Origin of the sequence: Vulcanibacillus modesticaldus (assembly GCF_001730235.1) — a bacterium.
GTDB lineage: Bacteria > Bacillota > Bacilli > Tepidibacillales > Tepidibacillaceae > Vulcanibacillus > Vulcanibacillus modesticaldus.
On the sequence record NZ_MIJF01000035.1, the window covers coordinates 89,935 to 108,391 of the forward strand.

At 34.7% G+C, this 18,457-nt stretch carries 15 protein-coding genes and 1 pseudogene; all 16 read right to left on the minus strand.

Features of this window, described 5'->3' with window-relative positions:
• Positions 1-113: 113 nt before the first annotated feature.
• Positions 114-1,196 carry a sporulation integral membrane protein YtvI gene (gene ytvI / locus BHF71_RS07670; RefSeq protein WP_069657073.1) on the minus strand — a complete coding sequence of 361 codons (1,083 nt, stop codon included), beginning with the start codon at positions 1,194-1,196 and terminating at the stop codon, positions 114-116.
• A 109-nt stretch (positions 1,197-1,305) separates the two neighbouring features.
• The gene (pyrE, locus tag BHF71_RS07675; RefSeq protein WP_069657074.1) at positions 1,306-1,890 is read right to left on the minus strand and encodes an orotate phosphoribosyltransferase; all 585 of its coding nucleotides are present in this window, start codon (positions 1,888-1,890) and stop codon (positions 1,306-1,308) included.
• 114 nt (positions 1,891-2,004) lie between these two features.
• On the minus strand, positions 2,005-2,751 hold the full coding sequence (gene pyrF, locus BHF71_RS07680) for an orotidine-5'-phosphate decarboxylase (RefSeq protein WP_069657075.1): 747 nt from the start codon (positions 2,749-2,751) through the stop codon (positions 2,005-2,007).
• The gene (locus BHF71_RS07685; protein WP_069657076.1) at positions 2,751-3,668 is read right to left on the minus strand and encodes a dihydroorotate dehydrogenase; all 918 of its coding nucleotides are present in this window, start codon (positions 3,666-3,668) and stop codon (positions 2,751-2,753) included. Before BHF71_RS07685 ends, pyrF begins: the two co-directional genes overlap by 1 nt.
• Positions 3,665-4,477 (minus strand): dihydroorotate dehydrogenase electron transfer subunit, encoded by an 813-nt coding sequence (locus BHF71_RS07690; protein WP_069657077.1) that lies wholly within the window; start codon positions 4,475-4,477, stop codon positions 3,665-3,667. Before BHF71_RS07690 ends, BHF71_RS07685 begins: the two co-directional genes overlap by 4 nt.
• Positions 4,443-7,688, minus strand: coding sequence for a carbamoyl-phosphate synthase large subunit (gene carB, locus BHF71_RS07695; protein ID WP_069657078.1), 3,246 nt, complete (start codon positions 7,686-7,688; stop codon positions 4,443-4,445). The genes BHF71_RS07690 and carB overlap by 35 nt, the downstream gene beginning before the upstream one ends.
• On the minus strand, positions 7,663-8,778 hold the full coding sequence (locus BHF71_RS07700; protein ID WP_069657079.1) for a carbamoyl phosphate synthase small subunit: 1,116 nt from the start codon (positions 8,776-8,778) through the stop codon (positions 7,663-7,665). Before BHF71_RS07700 ends, carB begins: the two co-directional genes overlap by 26 nt.
• Positions 8,771-10,071: pseudogene (locus tag BHF71_RS07705) on the minus strand (dihydroorotase). Before BHF71_RS07705 ends, BHF71_RS07700 begins: the two are co-directional and overlap by 8 nt.
• On the minus strand, positions 10,072-10,980 hold the full coding sequence (locus tag BHF71_RS07710; RefSeq protein WP_069657080.1) for an aspartate carbamoyltransferase catalytic subunit: 909 nt from the start codon (positions 10,978-10,980) through the stop codon (positions 10,072-10,074). It abuts the pseudogene before it with no gap.
• A gap of 295 nt (positions 10,981-11,275) precedes the next feature.
• Positions 11,276-12,589, minus strand: coding sequence for a uracil permease (uraA, locus tag BHF71_RS07715; RefSeq protein WP_069657081.1), 1,314 nt, complete (start codon positions 12,587-12,589; stop codon positions 11,276-11,278).
• A gap of 122 nt (positions 12,590-12,711) precedes the next feature.
• Positions 12,712-13,254 (minus strand): bifunctional pyr operon transcriptional regulator/uracil phosphoribosyltransferase PyrR, encoded by a 543-nt coding sequence (pyrR, locus tag BHF71_RS07720; RefSeq protein WP_069657082.1) that lies wholly within the window; start codon positions 13,252-13,254, stop codon positions 12,712-12,714.
• Between the two features lie 322 nt (positions 13,255-13,576).
• Positions 13,577-14,503 (minus strand): RluA family pseudouridine synthase, encoded by a 927-nt coding sequence (locus tag BHF71_RS07725; RefSeq protein WP_069657083.1) that lies wholly within the window; start codon positions 14,501-14,503, stop codon positions 13,577-13,579.
• Between the two features lie 11 nt (positions 14,504-14,514).
• The gene (lspA, locus tag BHF71_RS07730; RefSeq protein WP_069657084.1) at positions 14,515-14,973 is read right to left on the minus strand and encodes a signal peptidase II; all 459 of its coding nucleotides are present in this window, start codon (positions 14,971-14,973) and stop codon (positions 14,515-14,517) included.
• Positions 14,974-15,160: 187 nt separating this feature from the next.
• Entirely contained in the window at positions 15,161-16,726 is a 1,566-nt protein-coding gene (gene putP, locus BHF71_RS07735) for a sodium/proline symporter PutP (protein ID WP_342668090.1), read from the minus strand.
• Between the two features lie 248 nt (positions 16,727-16,974).
• Positions 16,975-17,721: a TraR/DksA C4-type zinc finger protein gene (locus BHF71_RS07740; RefSeq protein ID WP_069657085.1), complete on the minus strand. Its 747-nt coding sequence runs from the start codon at positions 17,719-17,721 to the stop codon at positions 16,975-16,977.
• Positions 17,722-17,736: 15 nt separating this feature from the next.
• Positions 17,737-18,057: a DUF5665 domain-containing protein gene (locus tag BHF71_RS07745; protein ID WP_069657086.1), complete on the minus strand. Its 321-nt coding sequence runs from the start codon at positions 18,055-18,057 to the stop codon at positions 17,737-17,739.
• Positions 18,058-18,457: the final 400 nt, after the last annotated feature.

Here is an 18,457-nt window from a genome sequence, read left to right on the forward strand (position 1 = left end):
AATGCTGTTTGAATATTCAATTTTTTCTGAAAATTATGCCTGATCTTCCTTCATGGACAGCATAAAAAGAAGTCCTTAATGGACTTCCTTTTTTATATCATTTTATTTAATTGTTAAAACTCATCTTTTGGTAGATGAATCCATCTTCTCAAGTAGCCTTGATCATAAAGTGCCTTTATTAAAATCAATAGTATTGGTGACAAAATAATTCCTGCTATACCAAATAGAGATAAAGAAATCACCATGAATGACAACATCGTAAATGCAGAAACTCCTAAAGATTCACCTGTAATTTTAGGCTCAGCTATCTGTCTAAAGATGATTACAATACTTAATATAACACTAAGGGAAATTGCTGTAGAAGTTTTACCAAAAATAAATAAATAAATGATCCATGGAATAAATAAAGTCGATACTCCCAATAAAGGTAACAAATCTAATATAGCAGCTAATAAAGATATAGAAAAAGCACTATCGATACCTAAGATTAATAATCCAATGAAAATAATTAAAAAGGTAAAACCTATTAATTTAAGCTGAGCTTTTAAATATGCTAAGATTCCTTCAATAACATTGTCTTTTAAAAAAATATACGCATTTTTGAAAGTTTTTGGTACTTTTTCCTTAGCTAACCTTTTCCACTCATTTATTTCTATACTTAAGAAAAAGGCAAGGATTAATCCAACAACAAAATTTACCATAAAACTAGAAATTGAAGTTAAGGAGTAAAAAAGTCCTAATAATATGTTTTTAAGAAATTTCGAACTTTTTTCACCTACTGTAACTAAATAACCCTGTGCTTCCTCAATCAGACCGGGAGACAAAGCCTGTATTTGTTCTAAAAAATAATCCGCTTTGTTAATAATTTCCACATGAAAATTACTTACGTAATTTGGTAGAGTTTCTGCTAAATGATAAATCTGACTTGTAAAAATAACACCTAAAGTAATAACGATAACAAAAATAATAATAATAAAAATTAACGTAGCAATCGTTGTGGCTACTATTTTTTTCAAACCTTTTTTATGAAAAAATTTGGCTAATGGTTCAATCATTAAAAAGATTACCAACCCCCAAAAGATTGGCTTGCCGATGTTATAAAACATCGAAAATAAATACATAATCAAATATACCGTGACTATTATCAGAAAGATATCAAATGCAGTTCTACCATATTTTTTATAAAAGGTTAACATCGCTTCACCTCCATTCTGCAGCCCTTTACTTCAAATAAACTACTATAATATTCACTCAATACCTATATACTATCATTATTAACAAAATCTATCTATTTATATACTTAATTTAACCCTTCAAATTACGACTTCCAGGTTTTACTGCAGGTACTTTCCCCTCATTACATAAAGGACATATCTCTTTCTCATATGATTCTATTTCTAATGATAGTAATGATTGCAATGGATATCCAAAATTAACCTTTCCATTACTTCTATCAACTAAAACTCCTATACCCACTATTTCCCCACCAGCCTGCTCAACCACAGAAATTACTTCTTTTACAGAGCCACCTGTAGTTACAACATCTTCAACAACTAAAACCCTTTGACCAGGCTCAATTTTAAAGCCACGACGTAAAGTCATAACTCCATTTTCTCTCTCACAGAAAATATTTTTTACTCCTAATATTCTTGAAACCTCATATCCAACAATAATTCCGCCTACCGCTGGAGATACTACTAAATCTATTTTTTCATTTTTGAAAGGTTCAGCTAAACTTTTACATAGTTTTTCAGTCAAATTAGCATATTGTAAAACCTGTGCCATTTGCATATATTGTTTTGAATGGCGACCAGAAGTTAATATAAAATGTCCAGTTTGTAATACTCCTGCTTCTTCAAATATTGATATAACCTCTTCCCTTGTTAACATAAAACCCCCCAATTCTAGTGTTCTTTAATTTTGACTGCTGAATGGTTAGTGATCGGTTACAATTTTTAGCTTTAACCATTAATTTGATTTTTTTAAAGGTATAATCGACCAATATTAATTTGATAACTTATTTAAACTATTAACAATTGTTTCAAAGGTTTTTGCAGGATTTTCTGCTTTTGTTATAGATCGACCAATAACGAGATAATCACTACCTAAATTAATTGCTTGTTTTGGAGTTGTAATTCTTTTTTGATCATGAGCTGACTCCCCAGCTAATCTTATCCCAGGTGTGACAGTAAGAAATGATGGTCCACAGGCCTCTTTGACACTTTTTACTTCTAATGCTGAGGATACAACACCATCTAACCCAGATTTTTTTGCTAATTTTGCATAATGTAAAACTATTTCTTTTACTGATTTAGCAATTCCAATTTCTTCTCGTAAAATTCTTTCATCAGTGCTGGTCAGTTGGGTCACCCCTATTAGCAGGGGTCTTTCTTGTCTTGCTATTAAAGCCCTTTCCATTTGATTTCTGGCCTCTTCCATCATTTTAGAACCACCTGCCACATGAAGATTAAACATATCTACCCCTAAACGAGTAAGTTGTGCCGTAGTTCTTCCGACAGTATTTGGAATATCGTGCATTTTTAAGTCCAAAAAGATTCGTAGGTTACGTTTTTTAAGTAATTCTATCAATGGATATCCTTCCGCATAAAAGAGTTCCATTCCTACTTTGACAAACTTAACTTGATTCTCTAAACGTGCTAATAACTCTAGTGCCTCAGTTTTGCTTTTAACATCAAGGGCCACTATAATTCTATCCCGATAATCTATTGACTTCTTTTCTGTTAGAGTCATTAGTAATTCCACCCTTCTCCGGTTAGTTCAGAGATATTGTTGACTCCCATTTCATCTAAAACACGTTCTAAATCTTGGATTATCTTAGGCATTATATATGGGTCAACAAAATTAGCCGTCCCTACCTGCACTGCTGAAGCCCCTGCCAAAAAGAATTCAGCTACATCTTCTGCTGAAGTAATTCCCCCGATGCCGATGATGGGTACAGAAACATGTTTATATACTTCGTAGATCATTCTTAGAGCAATTGGTTTAATAGCAGGACCAGATAATCCCCCTAACTTATTCGCCAATACCGGTTTTCTCGTTTTTAAATCAAATCTCATCCCTATTAAAGTGTTGATCATACTAAGACCATCGGCTCCGCCCTCGACAACAGCTTCAGCCATAGTCACTATATCTGTTACATTGGGTGATAATTTTACAAAAACAGGCACTTTACTAACCTCTTTTACAGCCTTAGTTAATTCATGGGCAGTTTTAGGATCCGTACCAAAAGTTATTCCTCCACATTTGACATTCGGACAAGAAATATTTAACTCTATCATTGAGACTTCAGAGACATTAGAAATTCTTCTGGCAACCTCAACATAATCTTCAGTCATGGTCCCTGCCACATTAACGATAATCGGAATATTAAATTGTGATAGCCATGGTATTTCTTCTTTTATAACTACATCTACTCCAGGGTTTTGAAGTCCAATAGAATTTATCATTCCACTAGGCGTTTCAGCTATTCTAGGTGTCGGGTTTCCAATCCTTTCTTCTAATGTCGTTCCTTTTACAACAATAGCACCCAACTTACTTAGATTATAAAAATTAACATATTCTCTTCCAAATCCAAAACAACCTGATGCTGGCATGATAGGATTTTTTAAGGTTAAGTCTCCTAGCTTAACTTGCAATCGAGAGCTCATAATATCACCTCCCGAAAGTAAAAGACTGGTCCATCAAAGCAAACCTTTTTGTATCCTCTTTTGTCTATTTTTTTATCTACTTTTACAACACAACCATAGCAGGCTCCAATTCCACATCCCATTCGCTCTTCCAAGGAAATATATCCATCAATAGCTGTGTTAAGCCATTTTTCCTGAATCGCTTTCATCATTGTCATTGGACCACATGTATAGAAAGTATCCCATTTATCTCGATCAGTAATTAAATCTAATACTGTTCCCCTAATTCCAATACTACCATCCATTGACGAAACTCTAACTTCTCCAAGTGATAGAAATTCATTTATTAAAAAGGAATCCTTTTTTGATTGAAAACCTAAAAGAGTTGTAACTTTAATTCCCCTTTCTACTAACTCTTTTGCAAGATAATAGAGTGGTGGAATTCCGATACCCCCTCCGATTAAAACAATATGAGCGTTGGTAGCGATCTGATCATAGGGAAATCCGTTTCCTAATGGGCCAATTACGTCTAAATCATCATCTACTTTGAATTGACTTAAACGTTTTGTCCCTTCTCCTTGTACTCGATAAACGAGTGTAATTTGAGTTGTATCCGGATCATAATCATAAATACTTATCGGTCTTCTAAGTAGTGGTTCTGTTACATCACTTACGCGAATATATAAAAATTGCCCAGGCCGGGGAGAAAATAGTTTATTTTGCCTCCCTTGAGCTAAAGATCTATTAATTTCTTTAAGCTTCAAGGTAATTTTGTAGATTTTATCTGTTATCTCTTTATTTTCTTTGACCCTCATAAGATACTGTTCCATACTGACTCACCCACCTTTCTGATTTATATACTGGATTAACATTAAAAGAAAAAGATTCTAACACGTGTAGTACAGCATGAGCCGTATCTAACGAGGTTAAACAAGGAATTCCAAACTCAACCGATTCCCTTCTAATCTTAAATCCATCTCTCTCTATGTCTTTTCCTTTTGTTAAGGTATTTATTACGAAATGGATATTATTAGAACGAATCTCATCAATTATATTAGGTGAGCCTTCTCGTAATTTTTTTACTGTTACGACTGGTATCCCATTTTTCTTTAAATATTCAGCTGTTCCACTTGTTGCTTTAATCTGAAATCCCAATTGACTAAATCTGTCTAATAAATCTAACGCTTCCTCTTTATCCTTATCTGCAATCGTTGCTAAAATTGTTCCATATTCAGGAATTTTTATCCCTGAAGCAATTAAGCCTTTATACAATGCTTTGGCAAAATACTGATCAATTCCGATCACTTCACCGGTAGATTTCATTTCTGGCCCCAACGTTACATCCACCCTTTTTAATTTTGAGAAGGAGAAGACAGGTACTTTTATTGCAACCATATTTGCTACAGGAGTCATGTATCCAGCTTTATATCCTAATGATTCGATGGTAGAGCCAAGAATTACTTTTGTTGCTATCTTTGCCATTGGGATATTAGTAACTTTACTTAAAAAGGGCACAGTTCTTGATGATCTTGGATTTACCTCCAGAACATATATTTCATTTTCAAATATTACAAACTGAATATTTAATAAACCTTTAATTTGTAAACCTAAAGCTAATTTTTGGGTTATCTCCACGATTTGTTCAATTTCTAATTTCGTTAATGATTGAGGAGGATAGACAGCGATGGAATCTCCGGAATGCACACCCGCTTTTTCAATATGCTCCATAACTCCCGGTATAAGAACTGATTCACCATCACAAATTGCATCTACCTCTATTTCTTTACCTATTAAATAGCGATCTATAAGAACAGGATGATCCTCAGAAATCTTCACCGCTTGTTCCATGTATTTTATTAATTCCTGTTTTGAATAAATGATTTCCATCGCTCTACCACCAAGCACATATGATGGACGTACTAAGACTGGATATCCTAATAATTCACCAACTGAAACTGCTTCATCAACAGATCTGGCAGTTTCTCCCGGTGGTTGCTTAATATTTAACTTTTTTAATAATTGTTCAAAGCGTTTTCGATCTTCCGCTTTATCAATATTTTCCAAAGATGTTCCTAAGATCGGCACTCCTTCCTTTGCTAAGCTCTCTGCTAAATTAATTGCAGTTTGTCCTCCAAATTGAACAATGACTCCCAAAGGATTTTCCTTTTTAATAACATGCATTACATCTTCAAATGTTAGGGGTTCAAAATATAAACGATTGGAGACATTAAAATCTGTTGAAACTGTTTCAGGATTGTTATTTATAACTACCGCATCATATCCAGCTTCTTGAATCGCCCAAACAGCATGGACCGTAGAATAATCAAACTCAATTCCCTGTCCTATTCGTATAGGTCCTGACCCGAGTACGATTACTGATGGTTTAGAGCTATTTTTAACTTCATCTTCTAACTCATATGTGGAATAATAGTAAGGGGTATATGATTCAAACTCGGCAGCACAAGTATCTACCATTTTGTATACTGGCTTTATCTTCCATTTTCCCCTTAATTCACTTATCTCTTTTTCGTCTATTCTCCTTAAAATAGCAATTTGTTTGTCTGAAAAACCTTGTTGTTTCCAATAGAGGAGATTTTCCTTTATCAATGGATTTTGAATAATCTCCTTTTCTAATTGAACTTGTTTTTGAATTTTATCTAGGAAGAATTTATCTATTTTAGTCGCTTCATTAACCTTTTCAATTGAACCGTTACGTCTAAACCATTCGGCAATATACCATAATCGTTCATCACTTGGTGTTAGAATTTTGTCCCATATCTCTTTTTGATCTAATTGAGCTAGTTTTAATGAAGGATTAAACAAACCAAAACAATTTATTTCTAGGGAGCGAATAGCTTTTTGAAGTGATTCCTCAAAAGTTCTACCTATTGCCATTACTTCACCAGTAGCTTTCATTTGTGTACCTAATTTACGGTTAGCAGATTGAAATTTATCAAATGGCCACCTTGGGATTTTAGTTACAACATAGTCCAAAGCCGGTTCATAACTTGCATAGGTGTTCTTGGTTATTGGGTTTTTTATCTCATCTAATGTATATCCAAGGGCAATCTTTGAAGTAATCTTGGCAATTGGATAACCTGTAGCCTTAGAAGCCAACGCACTTGAACGACTAACCCGTGGGTTTACCTCAATGACATAATATTGTTCACTATCAGGGTCTAAAGCATATTGAACATTACAGCCACCCTCAATATTAAGAGCCTCTACGATTTTTAACGCCGATGAACGTAATATTTGGTATTCTCGATCAGAAAGTGTTTGACTTGGTGCAACAACAATACTGTCGCCAGTATGAACACCAACGGGATCAAAATTTTCCATATTACAAACGACTATTTTATTACCCTTTTTATCTCTAATCACTTCATATTCTATTTCCTTGTACCCCAATAAACTTCTCTCAATTAATACTTGATTAATCGGACTTGCATCTAACCCCTTTCTAACGATTGACTCTAATTGCTCCTTATTGAAGGCAATCCCCCCACCGGTTCCACCAAGGGTATAAGCTGGGCGGATAATAATTGGATAACCTACCTTCTCTACAAAGGAATAGGCTTCTTCAAGATGATAAATTATCCGGCTATCTGGCACAGGTTCACCGATTTCCCCCATTATCTTTCGGAACCTTTCACGATCTTCAGATTTCTCAATCGTTTCTACATTAGTTCCTAACAGTTTAATGGCAAATTGGGCTATTGTCCTATCTTTTGCTAATTCAACCGCCAAATTTAAAGCCGTTTGCCCACCTAAAGTAGCTAATAATCCATCCGGTCTCTCTTTGCGAATGATTTTCTTTAAAAAATCAAGGGTTAATGGCTCCATATATACCTTATCAGCGATTTCAGTATCAGTCATAATTGTTGCTGGGTTGCTATTTACAAGAATGACTTCTATCCCCTCTTCCTTTAAAGCTTGACAGGCTTGAGTTCCAGCATAGTCAAATTCAGCTGCTTGACCGATTGTAATTGGTCCAGAACCTATCACCAATACCTTATTTATTCCATGAAGTTTGGGCATCTTTTTTTCTCTCCTTTTCATTCCTCATTAATTGAATAAATTGATCAAATAGATAGGTGCTATCATAAGGTCCTGGTGAGGCTTCGGGGTGATATTGTACTGAAAATGCTGGAGCATACCTGTGTGCTAAACCTTCGATAGTACCATCATTGATCGCAATGTGAGTGACTTTTAAGGGGCAATTATTTACCGAGTCATTTGATACTGAATAACCATGATTTTGCGAAGTCATATAGATTTTATTTGTTTCTAATTCTTTAACTGGGTGATTTACCCCACGATGTCCAAATTTCATCTTTTTGGTGTCAGCTCCATTTGCTAATGCAAATAATTGATGTCCTAAACATATTCCAAAGAGCGGGATTTCATTAGCGATTATCTCCTTGATAGTTTCCACTGCGCCATTTACATCTTTAGGGTCACCAGGACCATTGGATAGTAAAACTCCATCAGGACTTAAATTCTTTATCGTTTCAAAATTAGTATCATAAGGAACTACTGTTACTTCACAATGACGTTCTAACAATTCCCTCAATATCCCTTGTTTATACCCATAGTCTACTAAAACAACCCTCGAACCCCTTCCCGGGAGGTTAAATGGTTGTTTAATAGAGACTTGGGAAACTTGATCATTTCTAAGGGGAGATTGTAGTTTTTGTAATGCTTCTTCTTTATTAATCTCATTTGTCGTTATTATTGCTTTCATTGTTCCTTTTTCTCTTATTTTTCTTGTTATCATTCTGGTATCTATTCCAGCTATTCCAATTATCCTGTGTTCTTTTAAAAATTGATCGAGTGATTTTTTACTGCGCCAGTGCGAGGGACTTTCCGCATATTCTTTCACAACAAAACCAAAAACTCTCGGTTTAACCGATTCAAAATCTTCTAAATTGATCCCATAATTACCGATTAAAGGATAGGTCATTACCACAAGCTGCCCATAGTATGAAGGGTCAGTCAATATTTCTTGATACCCGGTCATTCCTGTGTTAAAGACAATTTCTCCTATTGATTCACCTTCACTCCCAAATGCTGTTCCAACAAAGCTAGAACCATCTTCTAAAACTAATGTTGCTATTTTTTTACTCATCTTCCCCCTCCTTAAATCTCTCAGCTATCCATTTAACTTTGCCATCAACTATCGTTAGTACAGGCCAACCAGATAATTCCCAACCCTTAAAGGGAGTATTTCTGCCTTTACTGTCAAAACTACTGGGTTCAACAATCTCTTTGTTGATTAAATCGATTACCGTTATATCCGCAACTGATCCGAGCTCTATCCTTCCAACATTAATATCTAATATTTCAGCAGGCCTTATGGTAAACCAATCGATCAATTGCTCAAGGGTAACTATCTTTCTTTTTACTAAATGGGTATATAAAACAGGAAATGCAGTTTCTAGCCCGATAACACCAAATGGGGAATTTAGTATTCCATGATTTTTTTCTTTTTCAGTATGGGGAGCATGATCGGTTGCAATAATATCGATCGTTCCATCCAACAACCCATCTATTAAGGCAAGTCGATCCTCTTCTGTCCTTAGTGGTGGATTCATTTTGAACATGCTGTAAGGCTCTTTAATGTCTTTTTCCGTCAACAGTAAATGATGTGGTGTTACTTCCGAAGTTACATTTATTCCTTTGGCTTTAGCTTCTCTTATTAATTGAACAGCTTCTTTTGTACTGAGATGACAAACGTGATAATGAACACCAGTGATTTCTGCTAACATTAAATCCCTTGCCAATTGAATATATTCTGCCTCTGATGGTATTCCTCGAACTCGTAGTTGTTTTGCTAGTTCACCATCATTAATAACTCCATTATTTGTTAAGGAATTATCTTCACAATGGGCCATTATCGGTAGTCCTAAAGAATAGGCATTCTTCATAGCCTCTTTCATCAACCCAGCATTTTGAATACCTTTTCCATCATCTGAAAAACCAACCACTCCACTCTTTCTCAACCCAACAAAATCGGTAAGTTTTGACCTTCTTCTTTAAAAGTGATTGCTCCAACCGGTAATACCTTTGCATAATCAGCTTTTTTACTTTTTTCTTTGATATATGTTACTAACTCTGGTTGATCAATTACTGGATTTGTATTTGGCATGGCTGCAATTGTTGTAAAGCCACCCCTAACCGCTGCTTTACTGCCTGATTCAATCGTTTCTTTCTCATCAAAACCAGGCTCACGCAAATGAACGTGAAGATCAATTAGTCCAGGTATTACTATTTTTCCTCTTACATCAAAAATTTGATGATTGATTGATGAATAACAAATCTCTTGTTTTATTTCCATTACGATTCCATCTTCAATTAACAAATCACCAAAAAACCATTGATTTTGATACCATATCCGACCATGCTTAATAATTATCCCCATTTAATTCACTCCTAACGCCCTATCTAAGATAGCCATCCTCACCCAAACTCCATTATGAATCTGTTCAAATATTTTTGATTGTTGGTGATCTACAACAATATCATCCATCTCTACTCCACGATTTACTGGTGCAGGATGTAGGATAATTGCGTGCGATTGTAAGTATTGTAGACGTTCTTCTGTAAAACCAAATTTTCTATTATACTCCACTATTGCTTCTTTTGATTTAATTTTGTTGTCACTATGGCGTTCAGCTTGAATTCTTAGCATCATGACCACATCTGCACGTCTAATTGCTTCATCAATCGGTAGATAGTTATTTTCTAAGTCGGGAGCCATTAAATTAGGAGGACCACTAAAAAAGATATTGGCTCCAAATTTTTTCAAGAGATAATAGTTAGAACGTGCCACTCTACTATGGGCTATATCTCCAATAATTGCTACGTTTAATCCTTTAAGATCGTTAAAATACTGTTTAATAGTGAAAAGGTCTAATAAAGCCTGTGTTGGGTGAGCTTTTTTCCCTTCTCCTGCATTAATAATTGATAAATTTAGACGTCGTGAAAAATGTTGAAGGATCCCTTCCTCCCTTAACCTGATAACAACAATATCCATTCCTTGAGCTTCAAAAGTTTTCAATGTATCATACAAGGATTCACCTTTTTGTAAACTTGAAATATTAGACTCAAAATTTAAAACTTGAATCCCAAGTTTTTTTTCAGCCACTTCAAAGGAAAATCTCGTTCTCGTACTAGGCTCTAAAAACAAATTGACGACAAATTTGTCTCGATAAGCCTCTCTATAAGAAAAAAGGTTATCATTATTTTCGAGGAAATATTGAGCCTTATTGAGAATACTTTTTATTTCTTCAATAGATAGATCTTGACACCCTAAGAGATGTTTTCCCATATCTCATCCCCCTTGTAATTTTTCTCTATCTACTTATAACGACTTTTCCCGATGTAAAAAAACAGGTCTTCCTACCAAACTGGTAAGAAGACCTCATAATTACCCACATTTCCCCTTAGATATTGCAGAATTAATAAAAGATGTGATTTTCATTTATCAATTGATAAAAATATGCTTGATAAAATTATATGATGAAATTGTATATCGTAAGGGTACTTATGTGATTGAAGACTTTCACCTTACCAGTCTCACAGGACTGATTTAAAGGTTGTATACATTATCTATTACCCCTGTCTTACACGGTAGCTTCAACAGTATTAGCATCAACTACCTTATCTTTTTGCCTTTGTGAATCCACCTCTTCTTTAGTTGAAGGTAAAACTAGATTTAAAATAATACCCACAATAGTAGCCAATGCCATACCTTCTACTTCTAAATGTATTCCCTCAAATTTTAATGCCGCTCCACCAATTCCAATAACCAAAACCACTGAGGAAATAACCAAATTTCTTTTATCACTGAAGTCAATCTTATTCTCAACTAACATCCTCAATCCTGTGGAAGCAATTATCCCGAATAATAGAATTGATACACCACCCATTACTGGAGTCGGGATTGTGGAAATCAGCGCTCCTAATTTACCGAAGAATGCAAAACCCATCGCAAAGATAGCAGCTCCTCCAATCACGAATACACTATATACCCTAGTAATAGCCATTACCCCAATATTTTCTCCATATGTGGTGTTTGGTGGTCCACCAATTAGAGAAGCAATCGCAGTTGCAACTCCATCACCTAGTAGAGAACGATGTAAGCCTGGATCTTTAACTAAATCTCGATCCATAATACTTCCTTGTACCATTAAATGCCCAATATGTTCAGTGATAGTTACTAAAGCTACAGGTACCATGATTAAAGCAGCTTTCCAAGAAACTACAGGTGTTGTGAAAGTTGGTAAAGCAAATGTATCAGCTATATAAATCGGGGTCAAATCCACTATTCCAACGAGTAGAGCGATAACGTAACCCCCTACAATTCCTAGTAAAATCGGTATAACATTAAAGAAACCTCGTAAGATAGTACTAGCTATAATGGCAATCGATAATGTGGCTAATGCAACTAAGAAATTTTTTAAAGAATAAACAGTGTTACCATCTATATGCATATTCATCGCCATATCAACTGCGACACCTGCTAAACCAAGGCCGATAACGATAATTACTGGTCCGATAACAACTGGTGGTAATAGACGATTAATCCAATCCAATCCAAAATTATAGATTAGTAGTGCAACTATTCCATATAGTACTCCAGCCAATAAAGCACCAAACATCGCTGCCCCTACACCTTCAGAATTAGATATTGTAATAATAGGAGCTATAAATGCAAATGATGAACCAAGATACGCTGGAATTTTTCCTTTAGTAATGATCAGATAAGCTATAGTTCCTAAACCACTGCTTAACAGTGCTATAGATGGACTTAATCCTGTTAAAATTGGCACTAAGATCGTCGCCCCAAACATTGCAAATAAGTGTTGAAAACTTAACGCAAACCATCTAATTGGACTCGGCACTTCATGAACATCAATCATTTGATTTTTCATAATTATTCCTCCTCTGTATTTTTACAACAAAAAACCTCTTTACTGGCAGTAAGAGGTTTTTGGTAAAAAGAGAAGAGTATTCTGTTCTCTTTAACCGTACTCCTTGCCAGCCTCTCTGGACTGAATTAAAGGGTGGTTTTTTGTTGTATTGTAACTTGTTCTTTTTGATCAACTTCTGTTAATTGAACAGAAATCATTTCCTTTTTGGAAGTTGGAATATTTTTCCCAACGTAATCTGGTCTAATCGGAAGTTCTCGATGTCCTCGATCAATCAATACAGCTAATTGGATTAACCTTGGTCTTCCGAGATCAATCAGTGCATCTAATGCCGCTCTAACGGTTCTACCAGTATAAAGAACATCATCAACAAGAACAATCTTTTTGTTGGTTATATCAAAAGAAATACGACTTCCGTTGATAAGTGGTTGGTCACTTTTTTCTGTAAGATCATCACGATAAAGAGTTATGTCCAACTCTCCAATGGGTATTTCCTGTCCCTCAATCTTTTTGATACGTTCTGCTAATCGCCTAGCAAGATAAATTCCCCTCGTTTTAATTCCTATGAGAACCAAATCTTCAGTACCTTTATTTTTTTCCAATATTTCATGGGCGATACGGGTTAATGCACGATTAATTGCTGATTCATCTAACAATACTCTTTGTTCCAAGCTGTTTTCACCCCCTGTCAAGTATCGACTCTCTAGTACATTTTCTACCCAAGTAGTGAACAAAAATGTTAACCAGAAAGCCGCACTTATACAAAATACAACTCCACAATATACCGTCCTTAGTCGGGTTCTTAAAAGCAAAAAAACTTTTGCCCATAGAGACAAAAGTTTGCAGACATGGAATATTATCTGAATTACCATTAGTAACCCATTACTACCCGTTCACCTTGTCAGTCTCTCTGGACTGAATTAAAGGACATTCAGTTTTCTATAACATTATCTTGTAACTTAAAGCAGATGTCAATACCTTTTAAATATTTTTCTATTCTTTTCTCATTCTCAACTCATTTATTAATTTCATCATATCTTCAGGAATATCGGAATCAAATTCTAGGTAAACACCAGTTCTAGGATGATAAAAACCGAGAATTTTTGCATGTAAGGCCTGCCCCTCAATCTTTAGAGTTTTCTTTGGACCATACATAGGATCACCTGCTAGTGGATGTCCGATATATTGCATATGTACCCTAATCTGGTGGGTTCTCCCAGTTTCCAATTTACATTCTATTAACGTGTAATCTTTAAATCTTTCTTTGACAACAAAATGAGTTATCGCTTCTTTGCTATTCTTATCAGTAACCTTCATTTTCTTACGATCGATTGGATCTCTACCAATTGGCGCATCAATCGTACCCTTGTCGTGAGGAATATTACCATGTACTAGTGCAACATATTTACGATTAACAGTGTGATCCTTTAACTGTTTAGCTAGTGAATCGTGGGCTAGATCATTTTTTGCTACCATTAACAAACCAGAGGTATCTTTATCGATACGATGTACTATCCCAGGTCTTAATACACCGTTTATTCCGGATAAGTCTTTACAATGATATAATAAAGCATTTACCAATGTACCCGAATAATGCCCCGGAGCAGGGTGAACCACCATTCCTCGAGGTTTATTGACTACTATAACATCTTCATCTTCAAAAACAACATCCAAAGATATTGGTTCTGCTTCAATTGAAAGTTCCTTTTGAGGTGGAACTTTTAATATCACTTCATCATTTTCCATAAGTTTGTAATTAGCCTTAATTTTATTTCCTCCAACTTTAACGTATCCCTCTTTTATCCATTGTTGGATTAGCGTTCTAGACCATTCTTCAAATTGTTCAGCTAGAAATTTATCTATTCTAGTACCTTGATCTTCAGCATCGACAATCCATTCGTATTTTTCGAATTGTTCCATTAAGACTGCTCCTATAATATGATTTTTTTATCCTCTTTGGTAAATAGTGTATCGATTAGTAATAATCCAACACCGATTACGATTGCAGAATCAGCAAGATTAAAAATTGCAAAATTGATAATCCTCACATCAATAAAGTCTACAACTTGCCCAGTTGACGCCCGGTCAATCAAATTACCGATGGCACCACCTAAAATTAAAGCTAAAGCAAAAGCGTATAGTTTTTGAGTTTTATGTACCCTATAAATATAATAAACAAGGAATACAACTACAATAACAGTAAGTGAAATAAAAAACCAACGTTGGTTTTGAAGAATTCCAAAGGCAGCTCCTCTATTTCGACTAGAGGTAATATGTAACCAACCTTCAATTAAAGGAATACTTTCATAAAGTTTCATGTAATTTACTATAGCCCATTTACTAAACTGATCGATCAATATAACCGCAACTGCAACTAAATAATAGATCAAATCCCCATCCCCCTATCACTTTTCTCTAACATATTTTAGCATAGCTTTCAGCACTTACTCAACTTTTCTGAGAAAGAATAAAAAAGCTAAAGCATTTTAATATAGTTTCTTATACGAAAACAAAAGTAGTGAAAAAGAAGATCTTCTTCACTACTTTTTGATTTAAACTATTAAATTAAATAAAATTTTATTCATTAACTAAAGGTTTTTTGGATCTTTCAAACTCATCTACAATATCTTGAGAAGGTTCTTTATCAAATAAACTTACTACAAAAATTGTGATTGCTGATAAAATGAAACCAGGAATTATTTCATACCAAGCTGCAAAATCAAAATTTGGTAATAATGAACTCAGACCAAATGCCTCGTAATTTTTCCAAGCGATAACTGTTAAACCACCAATGATCATTCCAAATAAAACACCATTTCTTGTAGTTCTTTTCCAGAATAGAGATAAAATTATCGCAGGTCCAAAGGCCGCTCCAAATCCTGCCCATGCATAAGCAACAAGGTCTAGAACACTTCCACCACTCTTAGCTAAAATTAAAGCTATGATCGAGATTAAAATAACTGCTCCCCTACTAACCCAAACCAATTCTTTTTGAGAAGCATTTTTTCGAAAGATTGCTTTATAAAAATCCTCTGCCAATGCACTTGAAGATACTAATAATTGTGAGTCGATGGTGCTCATTACTGCTGCCAAAATAGCCGCTAATAAGAATCCAGAAATCCAAGGATTAAAGATTATCTGTACCATTTGGATAAATATTTGTTCTGGGTCAGATAAAGCGTTTTCAAAGCCTTCAATCCCTGCATTGTGGAAAGCAGCACCAACATATCCAACAAATAATGCTCCCCATAAAGCCAATACGACCCATACGGTAGCGATCAAGCGTGACTTTTTGATTTCCTTAGCAGAACGAATTCCCATAAAACGAACTAAGATATGTGGTTGCCCAAAATATCCTAATCCCCAAGCCATAAGAGATAATACAGCTACAATATCAAAGCTAGTATTAGATGTTACCCATAGTACACCTTCACTAAATTTATAACTAACTGTCTTAGTGGCATCCAATAAATCTGGATTTATAGCCCCTAAATTATTCCAAAGTCCATTTAATCCTCCTAGATCAAAAATTGTCACAAGTGGAACCAAGATTAGAGCTAAGAACATCAAACTACCTTGGAAAAAGTCTGTCCAACTTACTGCCAGATAACCACCTAAGAATGTATAAGAAATGATTACTAAAGCTCCAACATATAATGCAACGTTGTAATCCAAACCGAAAGTGCCTTCAAATAATTTACCACCTGCTACAAGACCAGAAGCAGTGTAGAAAAGGAAGAATATCAAAATCAATAAAGCAGATATAACACGTAATATATGTGAATTATCTTTAAAGCGATTTTCAAAATAATCAGATATGGTAATTGAATTTACTACATCAGTATATCTGCGTAATCGCTTGGCAATAAATTGCCAGTTAAGATATGTTCCAATTGCTAACCCAATAGCTATCCACATTGAGCTTAATCCCGCAACGTATGCATAACCTGGTAATCCTAGTAGCAACCAGCCACTCATATCACTTGCTTGGGCACTTAATGCTGTAACCCAACCGTTTAAAGAGCGGCCACCTAATATGTAATCATCAATCGTACTAGTTCTTCGATAACTCCAGAATCCAATTCCTATCATAAATAAAATATAAAGAATAAAAGTTATTAATGTCGGTACACTCATTTGCATTATTAGTTACCCCTTTCTTCGGTGAAATAAGTAATTATAGATAATAAAATCAATAATCCCATAGGTACATAGAACCAAAACCAAGTTAAAGTTGGTAAAGAATACTCCATAGTTACACCCCCTAACTTCAAAGTTGTCGCAATATTATAATAACACATAATGTATTACATTTTTTGAATATTTTAAAAATAAACATAAAAAATAACCCCGTTTCAGGAGGTTATTTTTAGCAATCATTCTATGTAGGTTCAATTTTTGTCATTTATTTCATCTTCTAACTCAGCTAAATCATCAATATGTATTTCGGAAATCCCCTCTTCTCCTTCAATATTCTCCATATAAGCATCATATGCTTCATTGCGAGTAACATCGATTGGGTTGCCATCTGCATCAGTAATGATAAACCCTTCTACTTGCTCTACATATCCCCTAGGTTCACGACTCTCTATGTATAAATGGTCATAGTCATCACCATCTCTAAAATAATCAGGTGGGTTTGAAGTGCCAAATCTAGCCACCGCTTGCCATGCATCTTCTCCATCAAATTCTGTTTCATTGTCTTTATCATCAAAGCTCGTTCTACCAAATGGGGGCATTAAAAATTGTTCTTCAATCGGTCTTTGAATGGAAATAGAATCATTTGGTTGATGTTCAATGCAATATTTAGCATAGGGAACTGCATTTAGACGTTCAATAGGGATTTCTTTTTTACATTTTAAACAGTATCCATATGTCCCATCTTCTATCCGTTCTAAAGCTTCATTAACTAAATCGAGTAAATGAACCTCATTTTCCTCCAAAGCGATGTCTTTCTCCCTTTCATACATTTCTGTCGCTAAGTCCCCTGGATGGTTATCGTAGCCAGACAATTCCCCTATAGAAGCATTCATACTTTCATCTAAGCCAAAACTTTCGTTCAACTTTAATTGATGCAACAGAGAATTTTTTTCTTCAAGCAATTTATCTCTATAATATTCTAATTGCTCTTGATCCATTTCTAATGTCACTCCTTACCTAATACCTGATTCTAGATTTAATTGAGCCTGAACAATTTTTACTATTTCAGCTATATAATCCCCAATAATTGGTATATTTAATGCACCTAATTTTTGTAGAAAATATATTATTGTTGTGGCAAAGATAGTGAATCCAATAGCAATTCCTATTCCTCTAGCTATACCAGTCATCAAATTTAAGAGCAATAATCTTTTTGGTCTATTTAATAACTGAACATAATCTGCTATCTGTGCCCTTTCTAATTGAACCCCAAGTTGGTCTAACTTTTCACCGATCGACTCAATCGTATGTTTATTTTCTGTCTTGTTGGTCATTTTTAATCCCTCCAAATGACATTAACCATAGTTTACTCATTTTTATTATATATACTCATTGATTCTCAAATATTAAACAACTGAACCCTATTGGAAATGGAACAAACATATAATAAAAATGAACACTCTCATTGGAACTTTTTTTATTTCCAATCACTAGCGTTGCATTAATGTAGTCAGAATATTTCTTCTAATAATCACTAGTTCATAAAAAAATCCTTTATAATGGAAGTACAGGTGCTCCCTGTCCAAATCCAATATAAAGGACCATGCTTATGGACAAGGATACACTATTTTCGTCATTTGGTAAATGGATAGCTCCTATCAATTCTGTAAAATTACAACAAAAAGTAGAAGAAATGAAGCAAGACAAATACGTTAAAAAATTAACAACAAGAGC